The organism is Martinezella tropici (assembly GCF_008370325.1).
GTDB classification, from domain to species: Bacteria; Pseudomonadota; Alphaproteobacteria; order Rhizobiales; family Rhizobiaceae; genus Rhizobium; species Rhizobium tropici_B.
On sequence record NZ_VNIP01000015.1, the window covers coordinates 185,297 to 197,926 of the forward strand.

The 12,630-nt window shown below is 59.0% G+C and carries 11 protein-coding genes; 4 read left to right on the forward strand and 7 right to left on the reverse strand.

Features of this window, described 5'->3' with window-relative positions:
- The first annotated feature begins 109 nt into the window (after nt 1-109).
- Nucleotides 110-769, forward strand: a complete 660-nt coding sequence (locus FP026_RS27160) for an invasion associated locus B family protein (RefSeq protein ID WP_112340779.1) — start codon at nt 110-112, stop codon at nt 767-769.
- 137 nt (nt 770-906) lie between these two features.
- On the opposite strand, the gene hspQ is transcribed toward FP026_RS27160, so the two are convergent.
- The 3 genes from hspQ to FP026_RS27175 all read right to left on the reverse strand — a co-directional run bounded on the left by hspQ (nt 907) and on the right by FP026_RS27175 (nt 3,262).
- A complete protein-coding gene (gene hspQ / locus FP026_RS27165; protein WP_149637676.1) occupies nt 907-1,236 on the reverse strand; it encodes a heat shock protein HspQ in 330 nt (109 codons plus the stop codon).
- Between the two features lie 215 nt (nt 1,237-1,451).
- Nucleotides 1,452-2,861, reverse strand: coding sequence for a type I glutamate--ammonia ligase (glnA, locus tag FP026_RS27170; RefSeq protein WP_149637677.1), 1,410 nt, complete (start codon nt 2,859-2,861; stop codon nt 1,452-1,454).
- Nucleotides 2,862-2,923: 62 nt separating this feature from the next.
- Nucleotides 2,924-3,262 (reverse strand): P-II family nitrogen regulator, encoded by a 339-nt coding sequence (locus FP026_RS27175; protein WP_015339877.1) that lies wholly within the window; start codon nt 3,260-3,262, stop codon nt 2,924-2,926.
- Nucleotides 3,263-3,609: 347 nt separating this feature from the next.
- Between FP026_RS27175 and FP026_RS27180 the strand changes: the two genes are divergently transcribed.
- Nucleotides 3,610-5,085 (forward strand): NAD(P)H-hydrate dehydratase, encoded by a 1,476-nt coding sequence (locus FP026_RS27180; protein ID WP_149637678.1) that lies wholly within the window; start codon nt 3,610-3,612, stop codon nt 5,083-5,085.
- Between the two features lie 2 nt (nt 5,086-5,087).
- Here FP026_RS27180 and FP026_RS27185 read toward each other — a convergent pair whose 3' ends face one another.
- Together FP026_RS27185 and uvrA are read right to left on the reverse strand one after the other, a co-directional pair.
- A complete protein-coding gene (locus FP026_RS27185; protein WP_149637679.1) occupies nt 5,088-5,894 on the reverse strand; it encodes a DUF72 domain-containing protein in 807 nt (268 codons plus the stop codon).
- A gap of 33 nt (nt 5,895-5,927) precedes the next feature.
- Nucleotides 5,928-8,849, reverse strand: coding sequence for an excinuclease ABC subunit UvrA (uvrA, locus tag FP026_RS27190; RefSeq protein ID WP_149637680.1), 2,922 nt, complete (start codon nt 8,847-8,849; stop codon nt 5,928-5,930).
- A gap of 272 nt (nt 8,850-9,121) precedes the next feature.
- Here uvrA and FP026_RS27195 point away from each other — a divergent pair, with 272 nt between their 5' ends.
- Nucleotides 9,122-9,676, forward strand: coding sequence for a single-stranded DNA-binding protein (locus tag FP026_RS27195; RefSeq protein WP_149637710.1), 555 nt, complete (start codon nt 9,122-9,124; stop codon nt 9,674-9,676).
- 219 nt (nt 9,677-9,895) lie between these two features.
- Here the strand turns inward: FP026_RS27195 and FP026_RS27200 are convergent, their stop codons facing one another.
- A complete protein-coding gene (locus tag FP026_RS27200; protein WP_149637681.1) occupies nt 9,896-10,597 on the reverse strand; it encodes an alpha/beta fold hydrolase in 702 nt (233 codons plus the stop codon).
- A gap of 106 nt (nt 10,598-10,703) precedes the next feature.
- Here FP026_RS27200 and FP026_RS27205 point away from each other — a divergent pair, with 106 nt between their 5' ends.
- Complete coding sequence (locus FP026_RS27205; protein WP_149637682.1) at nt 10,704-11,630, forward strand: LysR family transcriptional regulator; 927 nt, start codon at nt 10,704-10,706, stop codon at nt 11,628-11,630.
- Between the two features lie 223 nt (nt 11,631-11,853).
- Here the strand turns inward: FP026_RS27205 and FP026_RS27210 are convergent, their stop codons facing one another.
- Nucleotides 11,854-12,486 carry a MarC family protein gene (locus tag FP026_RS27210; protein WP_149637683.1) on the reverse strand — a complete coding sequence of 211 codons (633 nt, stop codon included), beginning with the start codon at nt 12,484-12,486 and terminating at the stop codon, nt 11,854-11,856.
- Between the last annotated feature and the right edge of the window lie 144 nt (nt 12,487-12,630).

The following is a 12,630-nucleotide window of genomic DNA, read 5'->3' on the forward strand; positions in this document are numbered from 1 at the left end:
CGGGTCATGTATTTGCCTTATTCATTCGACAGGTGGACGACGGTTTGACCCGAATTGCATGGGACGGCGCGCTGTCGTTTCGAAGCGGATTTCAGGAGGCGGTTTCGCTATGATGTTCAAGACTGACAACAAAATGCGGGCAGGTCTCTCTGCTCTGGCTCTCATGATCGGCGCGGCCATGCCGGCTGCTGCCTTCGCTCAGGACGCGTCCAACGCAGCTCCTGCCGATGGCGGCAACGATCCCAATCAGCCGCGCCTGGGCTGGTACAAGACCTGCACCAAGCAGGACGATGCCGATATCTGCATCGTGCAGAACCTGATCATGGCCAACAATGGCCAGCTGGTCACGGCAGTCGGCCTCATCTCCGTCGATGGCAAGGTCAACCGCAAGATCCTGCAGATCTCCGTTCCCACGGCTCGCCTGATCCCGCCCGGCATCACCATGCAGGTTGATGGCGGCAAGGGCCAGAAGCTCGATTACGCCGTCTGCCTTCCGGACAAGTGCACGGCTGAAGTGCCCTTGACCGACGCCATGATCAACTCGCTGAAGAAGGGCACGGATGTGACCTTCACCTCGATCAACTTCCGCCGTGCGCCGAACCCGATCAAGATTTCGCTCACCGGTTTTGGTGCCGCTTATGACGGTCCGGCAATCTCCGACAGCAAGCTCGCTGAAAGCCAGAAGAGCCTGCAGGACAGCATGCAGAAGAAGGCCGAGGAAGCACGCAAGAAGCTGGAAGACGCCCAAAAGGCCGCCAAGCAGCAGTAAGCTTCTAAAACTTTGCCTTATTGAAAAAGCCCGGAGCAATCCGGGCTTTTTTGCTGCTATCGACCGCATGTTGCAAATGAAAAAGGGAAGACGCTTGGGGCATCTTCCCTTTTAAAAAGAACTTATCTGGCAGGCTCTTAGTGGGCGAAGCTCATCTTAGGTTTGAACTGGCCCGTCGGCGCCTGGTCGAAAATCTGGGCGATCTGCGGATTGCGGAGCGGGGCACCGCTCTCATCGTTGATCAGATTCTGTTCCGATACGTAGGCGACATACTCAGTCTCGTCGTTTTCGGCGAGAAGGTGATAGAATGGCTGGTCCTTTTCGGGCCGCACTTCGGCCGGAATGGAATTCCACCATTCCTCGGTGTTTGCGAATTCCGGATCGACATCGAAGATGACACCGCGGAAGGGGAACATCCGGTGTCGAACCACGTCGCCAATATTGAATTTTGCGTTTCGTTGTTTCATGGCACGACTTCCTTTCAAGCAATCATGTGGTGACTTTCACCACTGATATCAAGGATTTTGCCCCCATTCCTTCATTGAACTGTCACATTCGGCCCGGCTCTTCAACTGGACAGCGAGCGATAGCTCAATGCGAAAACACCATCGGGCGGGAGACCTGCCACCGGCTTCCCAATCATGAAGAAAGCCCCGGCAAGCCGGGGCTTTCGCATCCGCTATCAGACCGAATAGTACATGTCGTATTCGACTGGATGCGGGGTCATTTCGAAGCGCATGACTTCCTGCATCTTCAGCTCGATGAAAGCATCGATCTGGTCGTCGTCGAAGACACCGCCGGCCGTCAGGAACTTGCGGTCCTTATCGAGACTTTCCAGAGCTTCGCGCAGCGAGCCGCAAACCGTCGGGATCTTCTTCAGCTCCTTCGGCGGCAGGTCGTAGAGATCCTTGTCCATGGCCTTGCCGGGATGGATCTTGTTCTTGATGCCGTCGAGGCCAGCCATCAGCATCGCGGCAAAGCCGAGATAGGGGTTGGCGGTCGGGTCGGGGAAGCGGACTTCGACGCGCTTTGCCTTCGGGTTGGTGCCGAACGGAATGCGGCAGGAGGCGGAACGGTTGCGGGCCGAGTAAGCAAGCAGAACCGGAGCTTCATAACCCGGGACGAGACGCTTGTAGGAGTTCGTCGACGGATTGGTGAAGGCGTTGATCGCCTTGGCATGCTTGATGATGCCGCCGATGTAGTAGAGGCAGCTTTCCGAGAGGCCTGCATATTCGTCGCCGGCGAAGGTCGGCTTGCCGCCCTTCCAGATCGACTGATGGACATGCATGCCCGAGCCGTTGTCGCCGAAGATCGGCTTCGGCATGAAGGTTGCCGTCTTGCCGTAGGCATTGGCGACCTGGTGCACGACATACTTGTAGATCTGCATCTTGTCGGCGTTGCGCACCAGTGTGTCGAACTTGATGCCGAGTTCGTGCTGGGCGGCTGCCACTTCGTGGTGATGCTTTTCGACGACGACGCCCATTTCGGTGAGAACCGTCAGCATCTCGGAGCGCATGTCCTGGCAGCTGTCGATCGGCGGGACCGGGAAGTAGCCGCCCTTGACGCGCGGACGGTGGCCGAGATTGCCCGTTTCGTAATCGGTGTCATCGTTGGACGGCAGTTCGCTGGAATCGAGCTTGAAGCCCGTATTGTACGGGTCAGCCTTGTACTTGACGTCGTCGAAAACGAAGAATTCGGCTTCCGGGCCGAAGAAGGCGGTGTCGCCGATGCCCGAGGCCTTGAGATAAGCTTCGGCCTTCTTGGCGGTGCCGCGCGGGTCGCGGTTATAGGCTTCGCCGGAGACCGGGTCGAGGATGTCGCAGAGGATCACCATGGTGGACTGCGCGAAGAACGGATCCATATGGACCGTGTCCGGATCGGGCATCAGCACCATGTCGGATTCATTGATGGCCTTCCAACCGGCAATCGAGGAGCCGTCGAACATGACGCCATCGGCGAACATGTCCTCGTCGACACAGACGATATCCATCGTCAGGTGCTGCAGCTTGCCCTTCGGGTCGGTGAAGCGCAGGTCGACGAACTTGACGTCGTTGTCCTTGATTTGTTTCAAAATTTCGCTTGCGGTCGTCATTAAATTACTTCCCTTGACTTAGATGACGATTAAACGAGCCGCGGCCTGACGGGCCGGGCAGATTAAATGGCGTCGATACCCGTCTCACCGGTGCGGATTCGAATGACTTCTTCCACGTTGGAAACGAAAATCTTTCCGTCGCCGATACGGCCTGTTTGCGCAGCCTTGCGGATGGCCTCGATCACCGCCTCCGCATTTTCGTCCGCCAATACAACCTCGACCTTCACCTTCGGCAGGAAGTCGACGACGTATTCGGCGCCACGGTAAAGCTCCGTGTGGCCCTTTTGACGACCGAAGCCCTTCGCTTCCGTGACGGTGATGCCCTGCAGGCCGACTTCCTGAAGGGCTTCCTTCACTTCATCGAGCTTGAAGGGCTTAATGATCGCTTCGATCTTTTTCATGAGAAAATGTCTCTCCGCTTTTCCTGTTACAGCAGGACTACTCCCCGCTCGGCCAACGTGATGCACGTATCATGCCAGTTGCGAACGAGCTGCCGTAGAAAATCCCGATGAATTCGCACCGAGACAATGGATTGATGAGGATTTTTCGGAAAAATGGAAGCGATTTCGCGCCGAAATGCATGGGATAAGCAAAATTTCGCAAAAAAGTGCCATGCATGCCATGTCGATGCTCCGGCAAGCCATTGAATGTTATTGTTTAACTATTATGCAAATGCACATTTATCGATCAAATTGCACGCTACGAAAGCGGTTGTTTTTGAGGCAGATTTCGCATCTATAATGGTTGCATGATGTTGACGCTTGCCGACCTTCTCCTCACGCCCGACGATATGGCTGCTGTCGACAGCGCCGCCGCCGCCTCCGGTATCGATTCCTATGGGCTCATGGAAAGGGCCGGCCAGGCTGTGGCCGCCGCAGCGCTCCGGCACTTTCCCGAAGCGTATCGATATGTCGTACTTTGCGGGCCGGGCAACAATGGCGGGGACGGGTATGTCGCGGCGCGCGCACTACAGCAGGCCGGCGCCGAACTACGGCTTTGCTATCTTGGCGATCCCAAGCGGCTTAAGGGCGATGCAGCCCGCGCCTTTGCCGATTGTCCTGTCGGAGGCGAGACGATCGGCAGCTATGTTCCGAAGGCCGGCGATGTGGTGATCGACGCCATCTTCGGAGCGGGGCTTTCCCGCCCCGTTCCGGATGAGGTGGCCACCGTCATCGCCAAAATCACCGAAGCGAAAGTTCCCGTCATCGCCGTTGATCTGCCGTCCGGCGTCGACGGGCGTAGCGGCCGGATCCTCGGAGCAGCCTTCCATGCCGCGCGCACCGTTACCTTCATGACGCGCAAGCCGGGCCACCTTCTTCTTCCAGGTCGCGATCTGTGCGGCGAGCTGGAGGTTTTCGATATCGGCATTCCTGCCCGCATCGTTCGCGCCCATGCTGACAATCTGATCGCGCAAAATGCGCCGGCACAGTGGCAGGCCAAGATCCCGTCGGCGGGCGCAGATACGCACAAATACAAGCGCGGCCATCTGGTCGTCTTCTCAGGCGGACCGAACGCGACGGGTGCTGCGCGCATGTCGGCCATGGCTGGGCTGAAGGCTGGGGCAGGGCTCGTCACCATCGCCTCGCCGCCAGAAGCGCTCGACGTCAATGCCGGACTGCTGACCGCGATCATGCTGCACGCTGTCGAGGATGAAGCGTCGTTGCGGCAATGGCTCGCCGATCAGCGACTCTCAACTTTCATTCTCGGGCCAGGCTTCGGTGCCGGCGAGAAAGCGCGCCAGTTCTGCCTCGCGCTCGCGGATCGCCATCTGGTGCTGGACGCGGACGGTATCACGTCGTTTCGCGATGACCCGCAGCGATTGTTCGATGCCTTCGCCGAAGGACCGACACGCTTGGTGCTGACGCCGCATGAGGGAGAGTTTGCGCGGCTCTTTCCGGATATTGCCGCCGACGAGACGTTGAGCAAGATCGACAAGGCGAGGGCTGCTGCTGCTAGAGCCCATGCCGCGATCATCTATAAGGGGGCCGATAGCGTGATTGCCGCCCCGGATGGTAGGGCCTTGATCAATGCCAACGCCCCGCCCTGGCTTGCCACGGCCGGCTCCGGAGATGTGCTCGCCGGCATTGTCGGCGGCCTGATGGCGCAAGGGGTGCCGGCCTTCGAGGCGGCAGCAGCTGGCGTCTGGCTGCATGGTCTTGCAGGCCAACATGCCGGCAAGGGGCTGACGGCCGAAGACCTCGTGGCAGCCGTCAAGCCGCTATAGCGCTACTTCGCCACTTCCTGCTGCAATGCGATCGCGCCCGGAGGCGCATTCACCTTGCCCTCATGGATCATGAAGGCAAAGACATCGCGCGGCTCCGTCTTGACCTTGCGCTTCTCGTCGACCAGCGGCAGATCGTCCGGCACCTTGCCTGCGGCCCATGTCTTCAGGCGATCCGCCCAGGCTTTCAGGTCCTTCGGTGGATAGCAGGTCTTGATGTCGTCCGAGCCTTTCTGCAGGCGGGCATAGACGAAATCGGCCGTCACATCGGCGATCATCGGATACTCGAAATGCTCGGCACAGACCGGCGCCACATTATACTTTTCAAGCAACGCAATGAAGTCCGGCACCTTGAAGGAATCGTGGCGAACTTCGACGACGTGCTTGAGTGCAAGGCCATCCTGCTTCGCCGGCAGCAGTTTCAGGAATGCCTCGAAGTCATCCGGGTCGAACTTCTTCGTCGGCGCGAACTGCCAGAGCAGGGGGCCGAGATGATCGCCGAGCTCGCTGATGCCGGATTCCAGAAAGCGCTGCATGGATTCGCCCGCTTCGGCAAGCACGCGACGGTTGGTGACGAAGCGGGTGGCCTTCAGAGAGAAGATGAAGCCGTCGGGGACGTCGGCAGCCCATTTGGCGAAGACCTCGGGCTTCTGCGTGCTGTAATAGGTGCCGTTGACCTCGATCACTTTCAGCTGGCGGCTGGCGTAGTTCAGCTCATCCTTCTGCTTGAGCGTGTCGGGATAAAAGGTCCCGCGCCAGGGTTCGAAAGTCCAGCCGCCTATGCCTGTACGGATCTCGCCCGCTTTGGTCATTCTCTCCTCCTTGGACGTTCGTCCGAGTGAACCTCACTCCGCTGCTGCAACCTTCTTCACCGGACGCCGCTCCAGCAGCTCCTTCAGGAACTGCCCCGTGTAGGAGCGCCTTTCGCTGACGACCGCTTCCGGCGTTCCAACCGCAACGATCTCGCCGCCGCCATCGCCACCTTCCGGACCGAAATCAAGGATCCAGTCGGCCGTCTTGATGACTTCGAGATTGTGCTCGATCACCACGACGGAATTGCCCTGATTGACCAGTTCGTGCAGCATTTCCAGAAGCTTGGCGACGTCGTGGAAGTGCAGCCCGGTGGTCGGCTCGTCGAGAATATAGAGCGTGCGGCCCGTCGATCGCTTCGACAGTTCCTTGGCTAGCTTGACGCGCTGCGCCTCGCCACCCGAAAGCGTGTTGGCCTGCTGGCCAACTTTGATATAGCCAAGGCCGACATCCTTGAGGCTCTGCAGCTTGTCGCGCACGGCGGGGACGGCCGCGAAGAAATCGACGCCTTCCTCAACCGTCATGTCGAGCACGTCGGCGATCGACTTGGTCTTGAAGGTGACGTCGAGGGTTTCGCGGTTGTAGCGCTTGCCGTGGCAGACATCGCAGGTCACGTAGACGTCGGGCAGGAAGTGCATCTCGATCTTGATGACACCGTCGCCCTGGCACGCCTCGCAGCGGCCTCCCTTGACGTTGAAAGAGAAACGGCCGGGCTGATAGCCGCGCGCCTTTGCTTCCGGCAATCCGGCGAACCAGTCGCGGATCGGCGTGAAGGCGCCGGTATAGGTCGCCGGGTTCGAGCGCGGCGTGCGGCCGATCGGCGACTGGTCGATATCGATCACCTTGTCGATATGCTCGAAACCGTCGATACGGTCGTGATCGGCCGGGATTTCGCGGGCGCCCATGACGCGCCGCGCTGCCGACTTGTAAAGCGTCTCGATCAGGAAGGTGGACTTGCCGCCGCCGGACACGCCGGTAACTGCAGTGAAGACACCGAGCGGGATAGACGCCGTGACGTTCTTGAGGTTGTTGCCTCTCGCGCCGACGACCTTGATTTCCTTGCCCTTCTTCGGCTTGCGGCGCTCGTCCGGAACCGGCACGCCGAGTTCGCCGGAAAGATATTTACCGGTCAGTGACTTCGGGTTCGCCATGATATCCTGCGGCGTGCCATGTGCCACCACCTGGCCGCCATGCACGCCGGCCGCCGGACCGATATCGACGACATCATCGGCGGTCAGGATCGCATCCTCGTCGTGCTCGACGACGATGACGGTGTTGCCGATATCCCGCAGATGCTTCAGCGTCTCCAGCAGGCGGGCATTGTCGCGCTGATGCAGGCCGATGGACGGCTCGTCGAGAACGTAGAGAACGCCCGTCAATCCCGAACCTATCTGCGATGCCAGCCGGATGCGCTGGCTCTCGCCGCCTGAAAGCGTGCCTGAGTTGCGCGACAGGCTCAGATATTCGAGACCGACATCGTTGAGGAAGCGCAGGCGATCGCGGATTTCCTTGAGGATGCGGACCGCAATCTCGTTCTGCTTGTCAGTGAAAGTTCCCGGCAGCGTGTCGAACCAGTCCCGGGCAACGCGGATCGACATCTCCGCCACCTGGCTGATGTGCAGTTTGTTGATCTTGACCGCCAGGGCCTCCGGTTTCAGGCGATAGCCGTTGCAGGCCGGGCAGGGGGCTGCCGACATGAAGCGTTCGATCTCCTCGCGCGCCCAGGCGGAATCCGTCTCCTTCCAGCGGCGCTCGAGGTTCGGCACGATGCCTTCGAAATTCTTGTGCGTGGTGTAGGAGCGTGCGCCATCGGCATAATGGAATTCGATCTTGTCTTCCGTGCCGTTCAGGATCACATCCTTGGCCTTGTCGGACAATTCGTTCCATCGATTGCCGAGTTTGAAGCCATAATGCTTGCCAAGCGCTTCCAGCGTCTGATTGTAATAGGGCGAAGTCGACTTGGCCCAGGGGGCGACGGCACCATCGCGCAGCGTGCGTTCCGGTTCCGGCACGATCAGGTCCGGATCGATCTTCTGCTGCGAGCCGAGGCCGTCGCAGGACGGGCAGGCGCCGAAGGGATTGTTGAACGAAAACAGGCGCGGTTCGATCTCCGGAATGGTGAAGCCGGAAACCGGGCAGGCGAATTTCTCCGAGAACAGCACGCGCTCATGCGTTTCGTTCAGCGACTTGTTGGCCGAACCGCCGGCGGCGGTTTCCTCCGGCCGCAACGGCTTGTCGGCGAATTCCGCAACCGCAAGACCGTCGGCAAGCCGCAAAGAGGTCTCGAAGCTGTCGGCGAGACGCGCCGCCATGTCGGGCCGGACGACGATACGGTCGACGACCACGTCGATGTCGTGCTTATATTTCTTGTCGAGCGCCGGCACATCGGCGATCTCGTAGAACTGGCCGTCGACCTTGACGCGCTGGAAGCCCTTTTTCATGAGCTCCGCCAGTTCCTTCTTGTACTCGCCCTTACGGCCGCGCACGAGCGGTGCCAGAATATAAAGCCTGGTGCCTTCTTCATAAGCGAGCACCCGGTCGACCATCTGGCTGACCGTCTGGCTCTCGATCGGCAGGCCCGTGACCGGCGAATAGGGGACGCCGACGCGCGCAAACAGCAGACGCATGTAGTCATAGATCTCGGTGACCGTGCCGACCGTCGAGCGCGGATTGCGCGACGTGGTCTTCTGCTCGATCGAAATCGCCGGCGAGAGGCCGTCGATCTGATCGACATCCGGCTTCTGCATCATTTCCAGGAACTGGCGTGCATAGGCCGAAAGGCTTTCGACATAGCGGCGCTGTCCCTCGGCATAAATCGTGTCGAAGGCAAGCGACGACTTGCCGGAGCCGGAAAGGCCGGTCATGACGATCAGCTTGTTACGCGGCAGGTCGAGATCGATGCCCTTGAGATTGTGCTCGCGCGCACCACGTATGGAAATAGTCTTCAGTTCGCTCATCGTCGTATGCAGGTCCTTTTGGGTCTGCCTTTATTTAGTGATGTCAGCCCGCGAGTCGAGGCTGAAATGAAGGGTGGAGCCCGGGTTTTCGATTCCGTTGACAAGATCATAGAGACAAATTAGAACAAATAAAGAACAAAATTATCGCGGCGATTTCTTTGTGGATGAACGGAACTGGGAAGGCCGCATAAATAGCGCCTGACAGCCGCTATGGGTTAAGGTGCTTGGATAGAATTTCAAAGCCGTCGATGGGCGGCAAGCAGGGTGGTATCATGGCCGGTAGTGTGAATAAGGTAATTCTGGTTGGAAATCTCGGGGCGGACCCGGAAATCCGCCGCACGCAGGACGGCCGCCCGATCGCCAACCTCAACGTTGCGACCTCAGAAACCTGGCGCGATCGCAATTCCGGCGAGCGCAAGGAAAAGACTGAGTGGCACCGTGTCGTCATCTTCAATGAAGGTCTCTGCAAGGTTGCGGAACAGTATTTGAAGAAGGGCGCCAAGGTCTACATCGAAGGCGCGCTGCAAACCCGCAAATGGCAGGATCAGAATGGTCAGGATCGCTATTCGACCGAAGTCGTGCTCCAGGGCTTCAATTCGACGCTGACCATGCTCGATGGCCGCGGCGAAGGCGGCGGTTCCATTGAAGGCGGCAGCCGCGGTGGTCGTGGCGGTGGTGATTTCGGCGGTGATTACGGCGGCGGCGACGATTATGGCCAGTCCTCTTCGCAGGGCTCCTCCCGCGCTGGCGGTGGCAACCGTGGTGGCAGCAACCAGGGCGGCGGCGGTAATTTCTCGCGCGATCTGGATGATGACATCCCGTTCTAAAAGAGAAGGCGGAAGGTTCTGTAAATTAACGCCGCCCAAATATCTGATACGACATAATATTTCCTTGAAATGAAGGTCGTACCCGTAGATGGGAACATTGCAGTGCTGTCTGCCGCGAGTGCCTGGGAAAGGCCTGCCGGCGTTCCGCGATGCTTCACATCGGCGAGAGAGACCGCCCTGCGGCAGTCTCTCCATATTCGTCGGGTAAAACGACCCTCGTCAGCCGCTCTGAACAGCGGCGACAGCCCTTCGGATGACCTCGATTACGACATCGGGCTTGGAGAGCATCGGCACATGGCTGCTCGCCACCTCAGTGACACTCGCTCCCATGCGCTTCGAAACCCATCGTTGCAGATCGGGGTGTACCGTATGGTCTTCGGTTGCGAGCACATACCAGCTCGGCTTGGTTCGCCACGCGACCTGATCTGCCGTCAGCTTCTGCTGGTTGAGCACGTCGGCGTCAGGCGCGAAGTGGATCGCCCAGACTAGCTTCTGCTCCTCTTGCGAAAGGTCACCGCAAAAGAATTGGGTGCCGTTCGGCAGCAACCAAGCGCGGTTGTCTGCGATCTCAACGTAACCGAAGATGTCCGAGGGATATTTGTTGAGTTGGTCCTGAACGGTTTCGCCAGCATCAGGGGCGACGGCCGCGATATAGACAAGGCCGGCCACGCGCGGGTCAACGCCTGCGGCCGTAATGGTCGCGCCACCGTAGGAATGACCAACGAGGATGACGGGGCTGCCGACGCGGTTGAGCGTGCGCTTGATCATCGCCACATCCTCTTCGAACGAATCCAGGCCATATTGGACGGCGATGACCTCATGTCCGTCCGCCTGCAAGACCGGGATCACCTTGCTGAAGCATGAGCCATCCGCCCAGAGGCCATGGCAGAATACGATGGTAGGCTTGGATGCTGTAGACATTTTGTTTTCTCCTTCGTTGATTTCAGCGCGAAGGTAGATTTCCCTTCCATCAGTGACAAAGACTTTGTACGTTTGACCTATGCCTTGGAAGTATAGCGAGGATCGGATGGAACTCCGCCATTTACGCTACTTCATTGCGGTTGCCGAGGAGGGCAGCTTGTTGACCGCTGCCCAGCGGCGACTGAACACCTCGCAGCCGTCGTTGAGCCGGCAGATTCGCGATCTCGAATCGGAAGTCGGCGTTCAGCTATTAGAGCGACAGGCGCGCGGTGTCGTGCTTACCGATGCGGGGCGCGTTTTTCTGGATCACGCTCGGCTGGCACTTCTGCAAGTCGAGGCGGCGAGCGAAGGCGCCCGGCGAACGGCGCAGCCGAAAAGGCCCGTACTCGCTATGGGGTTTCTGGTTGGGCTGGAGGTCACGTGGCTACCTCACCTATTGCGCATGATCCGCGAGGAAGCACCGGAGACCGAAGTCACGTTGTGTAGTCAGTCCTCCCCGGAGCTTGCTCTTGCTTTAATGCGCGGGAAGTTGGACGTAGCCTTCCTTCGTCCCGAGAAACAGAGTTTGGGCCTATCCTTCAGATTGCTAGCGAAGGAGCCTCTGCTTGCCGTGCTGCCGGCAGGCCATCGCTTGGCGTCGCGCAAAAAGATTCGGCCGGAAGATCTTGCCCGCGAAATTTACGTCAGTTCGGCGAGAACCTCTCCGGTATTGCAAGCTGCTATTCAGGATTACGCATCAAGTGCCGGGATCGTGCTCAAGGCAAAGTACGAAGGCGAGAACATATCGTCGGCAATGTCGCTCGTCGCGTCCACGGGCGGAGTTACTCTTGTCCCGCTTTATGCGCAAAATATGCTGGCACCAAACGTTGTTGCCAGAGCGCTGGAAGGTGTGCCTCCGACGGTTGATCTCACTCTGGGATACAACGAAGCAAATTCCTCTCCCTTGCTCCGCCGGCTTTTATCCCGTGCGGATGAATTGATCGAAAACGTGCAAAATCAGAGCATCATCCGATACGCTGAAGCTTTGCAATAGGAACAGCTCCTCACCCGGCTAAGATGGCGGCTGCGGCGGTAATTTCGGTGTGTTATTGCGATGGCGATTACGGCCAGTCCTCATCGCAGAGCTGCTCCCGTGGCGGCGGCAATTTTGGTGGCAGCAGCCAGGGGGCAACTTCTCGCGAGATTTGGATGATGACATTCCGTTCCGAGCTGGTGTTGCGCTCGTTTTGGAAGGGCCTGCCTTCAAGGCGGGCTTTTTATTGAAGGGTCAGCGCTGCTTTTGCGCCATCCACAACGAACTGCGCGGCAAGCGCCGCAAGGATAACCCCGAGCAACCGGGTCAGAATGGCGCGGCCGGTTGCACCCAGCATGCGGTCTAGCCTGTCCGAAATGGCCAAAGCGGCAAAGACCAGGCAAAGATTTGCGGCGATGACGCCGATCAGTTGCGCGCGGTCGAGCGTCGTCTGCAGCGAGCCGGCCAACAGAATGGTGGCCGAGATGGCCCCGGGGCCGGCGATCAAGGGCAGGGCGAGGGGGAAGACCGCGATATTGCGTATATGATCCTGGGTGATCGCGACTTCGGTCGTCTTCTCTTTTCTGTCCTGCCGCCGCTCGAACACCATCTCGAAGGCGATCCAGAAAAGCAGCAGGCCGCCGGCAATGCGGAAAGCGCCGATGGAGATGCCGAGCACGCCAAGGACGCTCGCGCCGAACAGGGCGAAGGCTGCCAGAATGAAGAAGGCGATCAGCGAGCCGCGTAGCGCTACCTGTTTGCGCTCGGAGCGGTTCATGCCCGCCGTAAGCCCGATGAAAAGCGGGGCGAGCCCAGGCGGATCGACGGTAACAAGCAGAGTCGTGAAGGCATTGATCAGCGTGTCCGCGCTCGCCATATAGTCCCCGGAACTTGTTCTGTCGTTGTTATCGATCATTGTTATGCGAGGAACGAGCTTTCGCAAAGAGCCATGCGCTGCTATTGGCGGGTTACGCCATGGAAATGTTCGATTTCATGGCTTAAAGGGGCAAAAGCCTGTTTA

What these genes read in the sequence shown, in the direction of transcription:
- uvrA (WP_149637680.1), bottom strand. Translation starts at nt 8,849, where the DNA reads ATGAGCGAACTGAAGACTATTTCCATACGTGGTGCGCGCGAGCACAAT.
- FP026_RS27205 (WP_149637682.1), top strand. Translation starts at nt 10,704, where the DNA reads ATGGAACTCCGCCATTTACGCTACTTCATTGCGGTTGCCGAGGAGGGC.
- FP026_RS27200 (WP_149637681.1), bottom strand. Translation starts at nt 10,597, where the DNA reads ATGTCTACAGCATCCAAGCCTACCATCGTATTCTGCCATGGCCTCTGG.
- glnA (WP_149637677.1), bottom strand. Translation starts at nt 2,861, where the DNA reads ATGACGACCGCAAGCGAAATTTTGAAACAAATCAAGGACAACGACGTC.
- FP026_RS27210 (WP_149637683.1), bottom strand. Translation starts at nt 12,486, where the DNA reads ATGGCGAGCGCGGACACGCTGATCAATGCCTTCACGACTCTGCTTGTT.
- FP026_RS27175 (WP_015339877.1), bottom strand. Translation starts at nt 3,262, where the DNA reads ATGAAAAAGATCGAAGCGATCATTAAGCCCTTCAAGCTCGATGAAGTG.
- FP026_RS27195 (WP_149637710.1), top strand. Translation starts at nt 9,122, where the DNA reads ATGGCCGGTAGTGTGAATAAGGTAATTCTGGTTGGAAATCTCGGGGCG.
- FP026_RS27180 (WP_149637678.1), top strand. Translation starts at nt 3,610, where the DNA reads ATGATGTTGACGCTTGCCGACCTTCTCCTCACGCCCGACGATATGGCT.
- FP026_RS27185 (WP_149637679.1), bottom strand. Translation starts at nt 5,894, where the DNA reads ATGACCAAAGCGGGCGAGATCCGTACAGGCATAGGCGGCTGGACTTTC.
- hspQ (WP_149637676.1), bottom strand. Translation starts at nt 1,236, where the DNA reads ATGAAACAACGAAACGCAAAATTCAATATTGGCGACGTGGTTCGACAC.
- FP026_RS27160 (WP_112340779.1), top strand. Translation starts at nt 110, where the DNA reads ATGATGTTCAAGACTGACAACAAAATGCGGGCAGGTCTCTCTGCTCTG.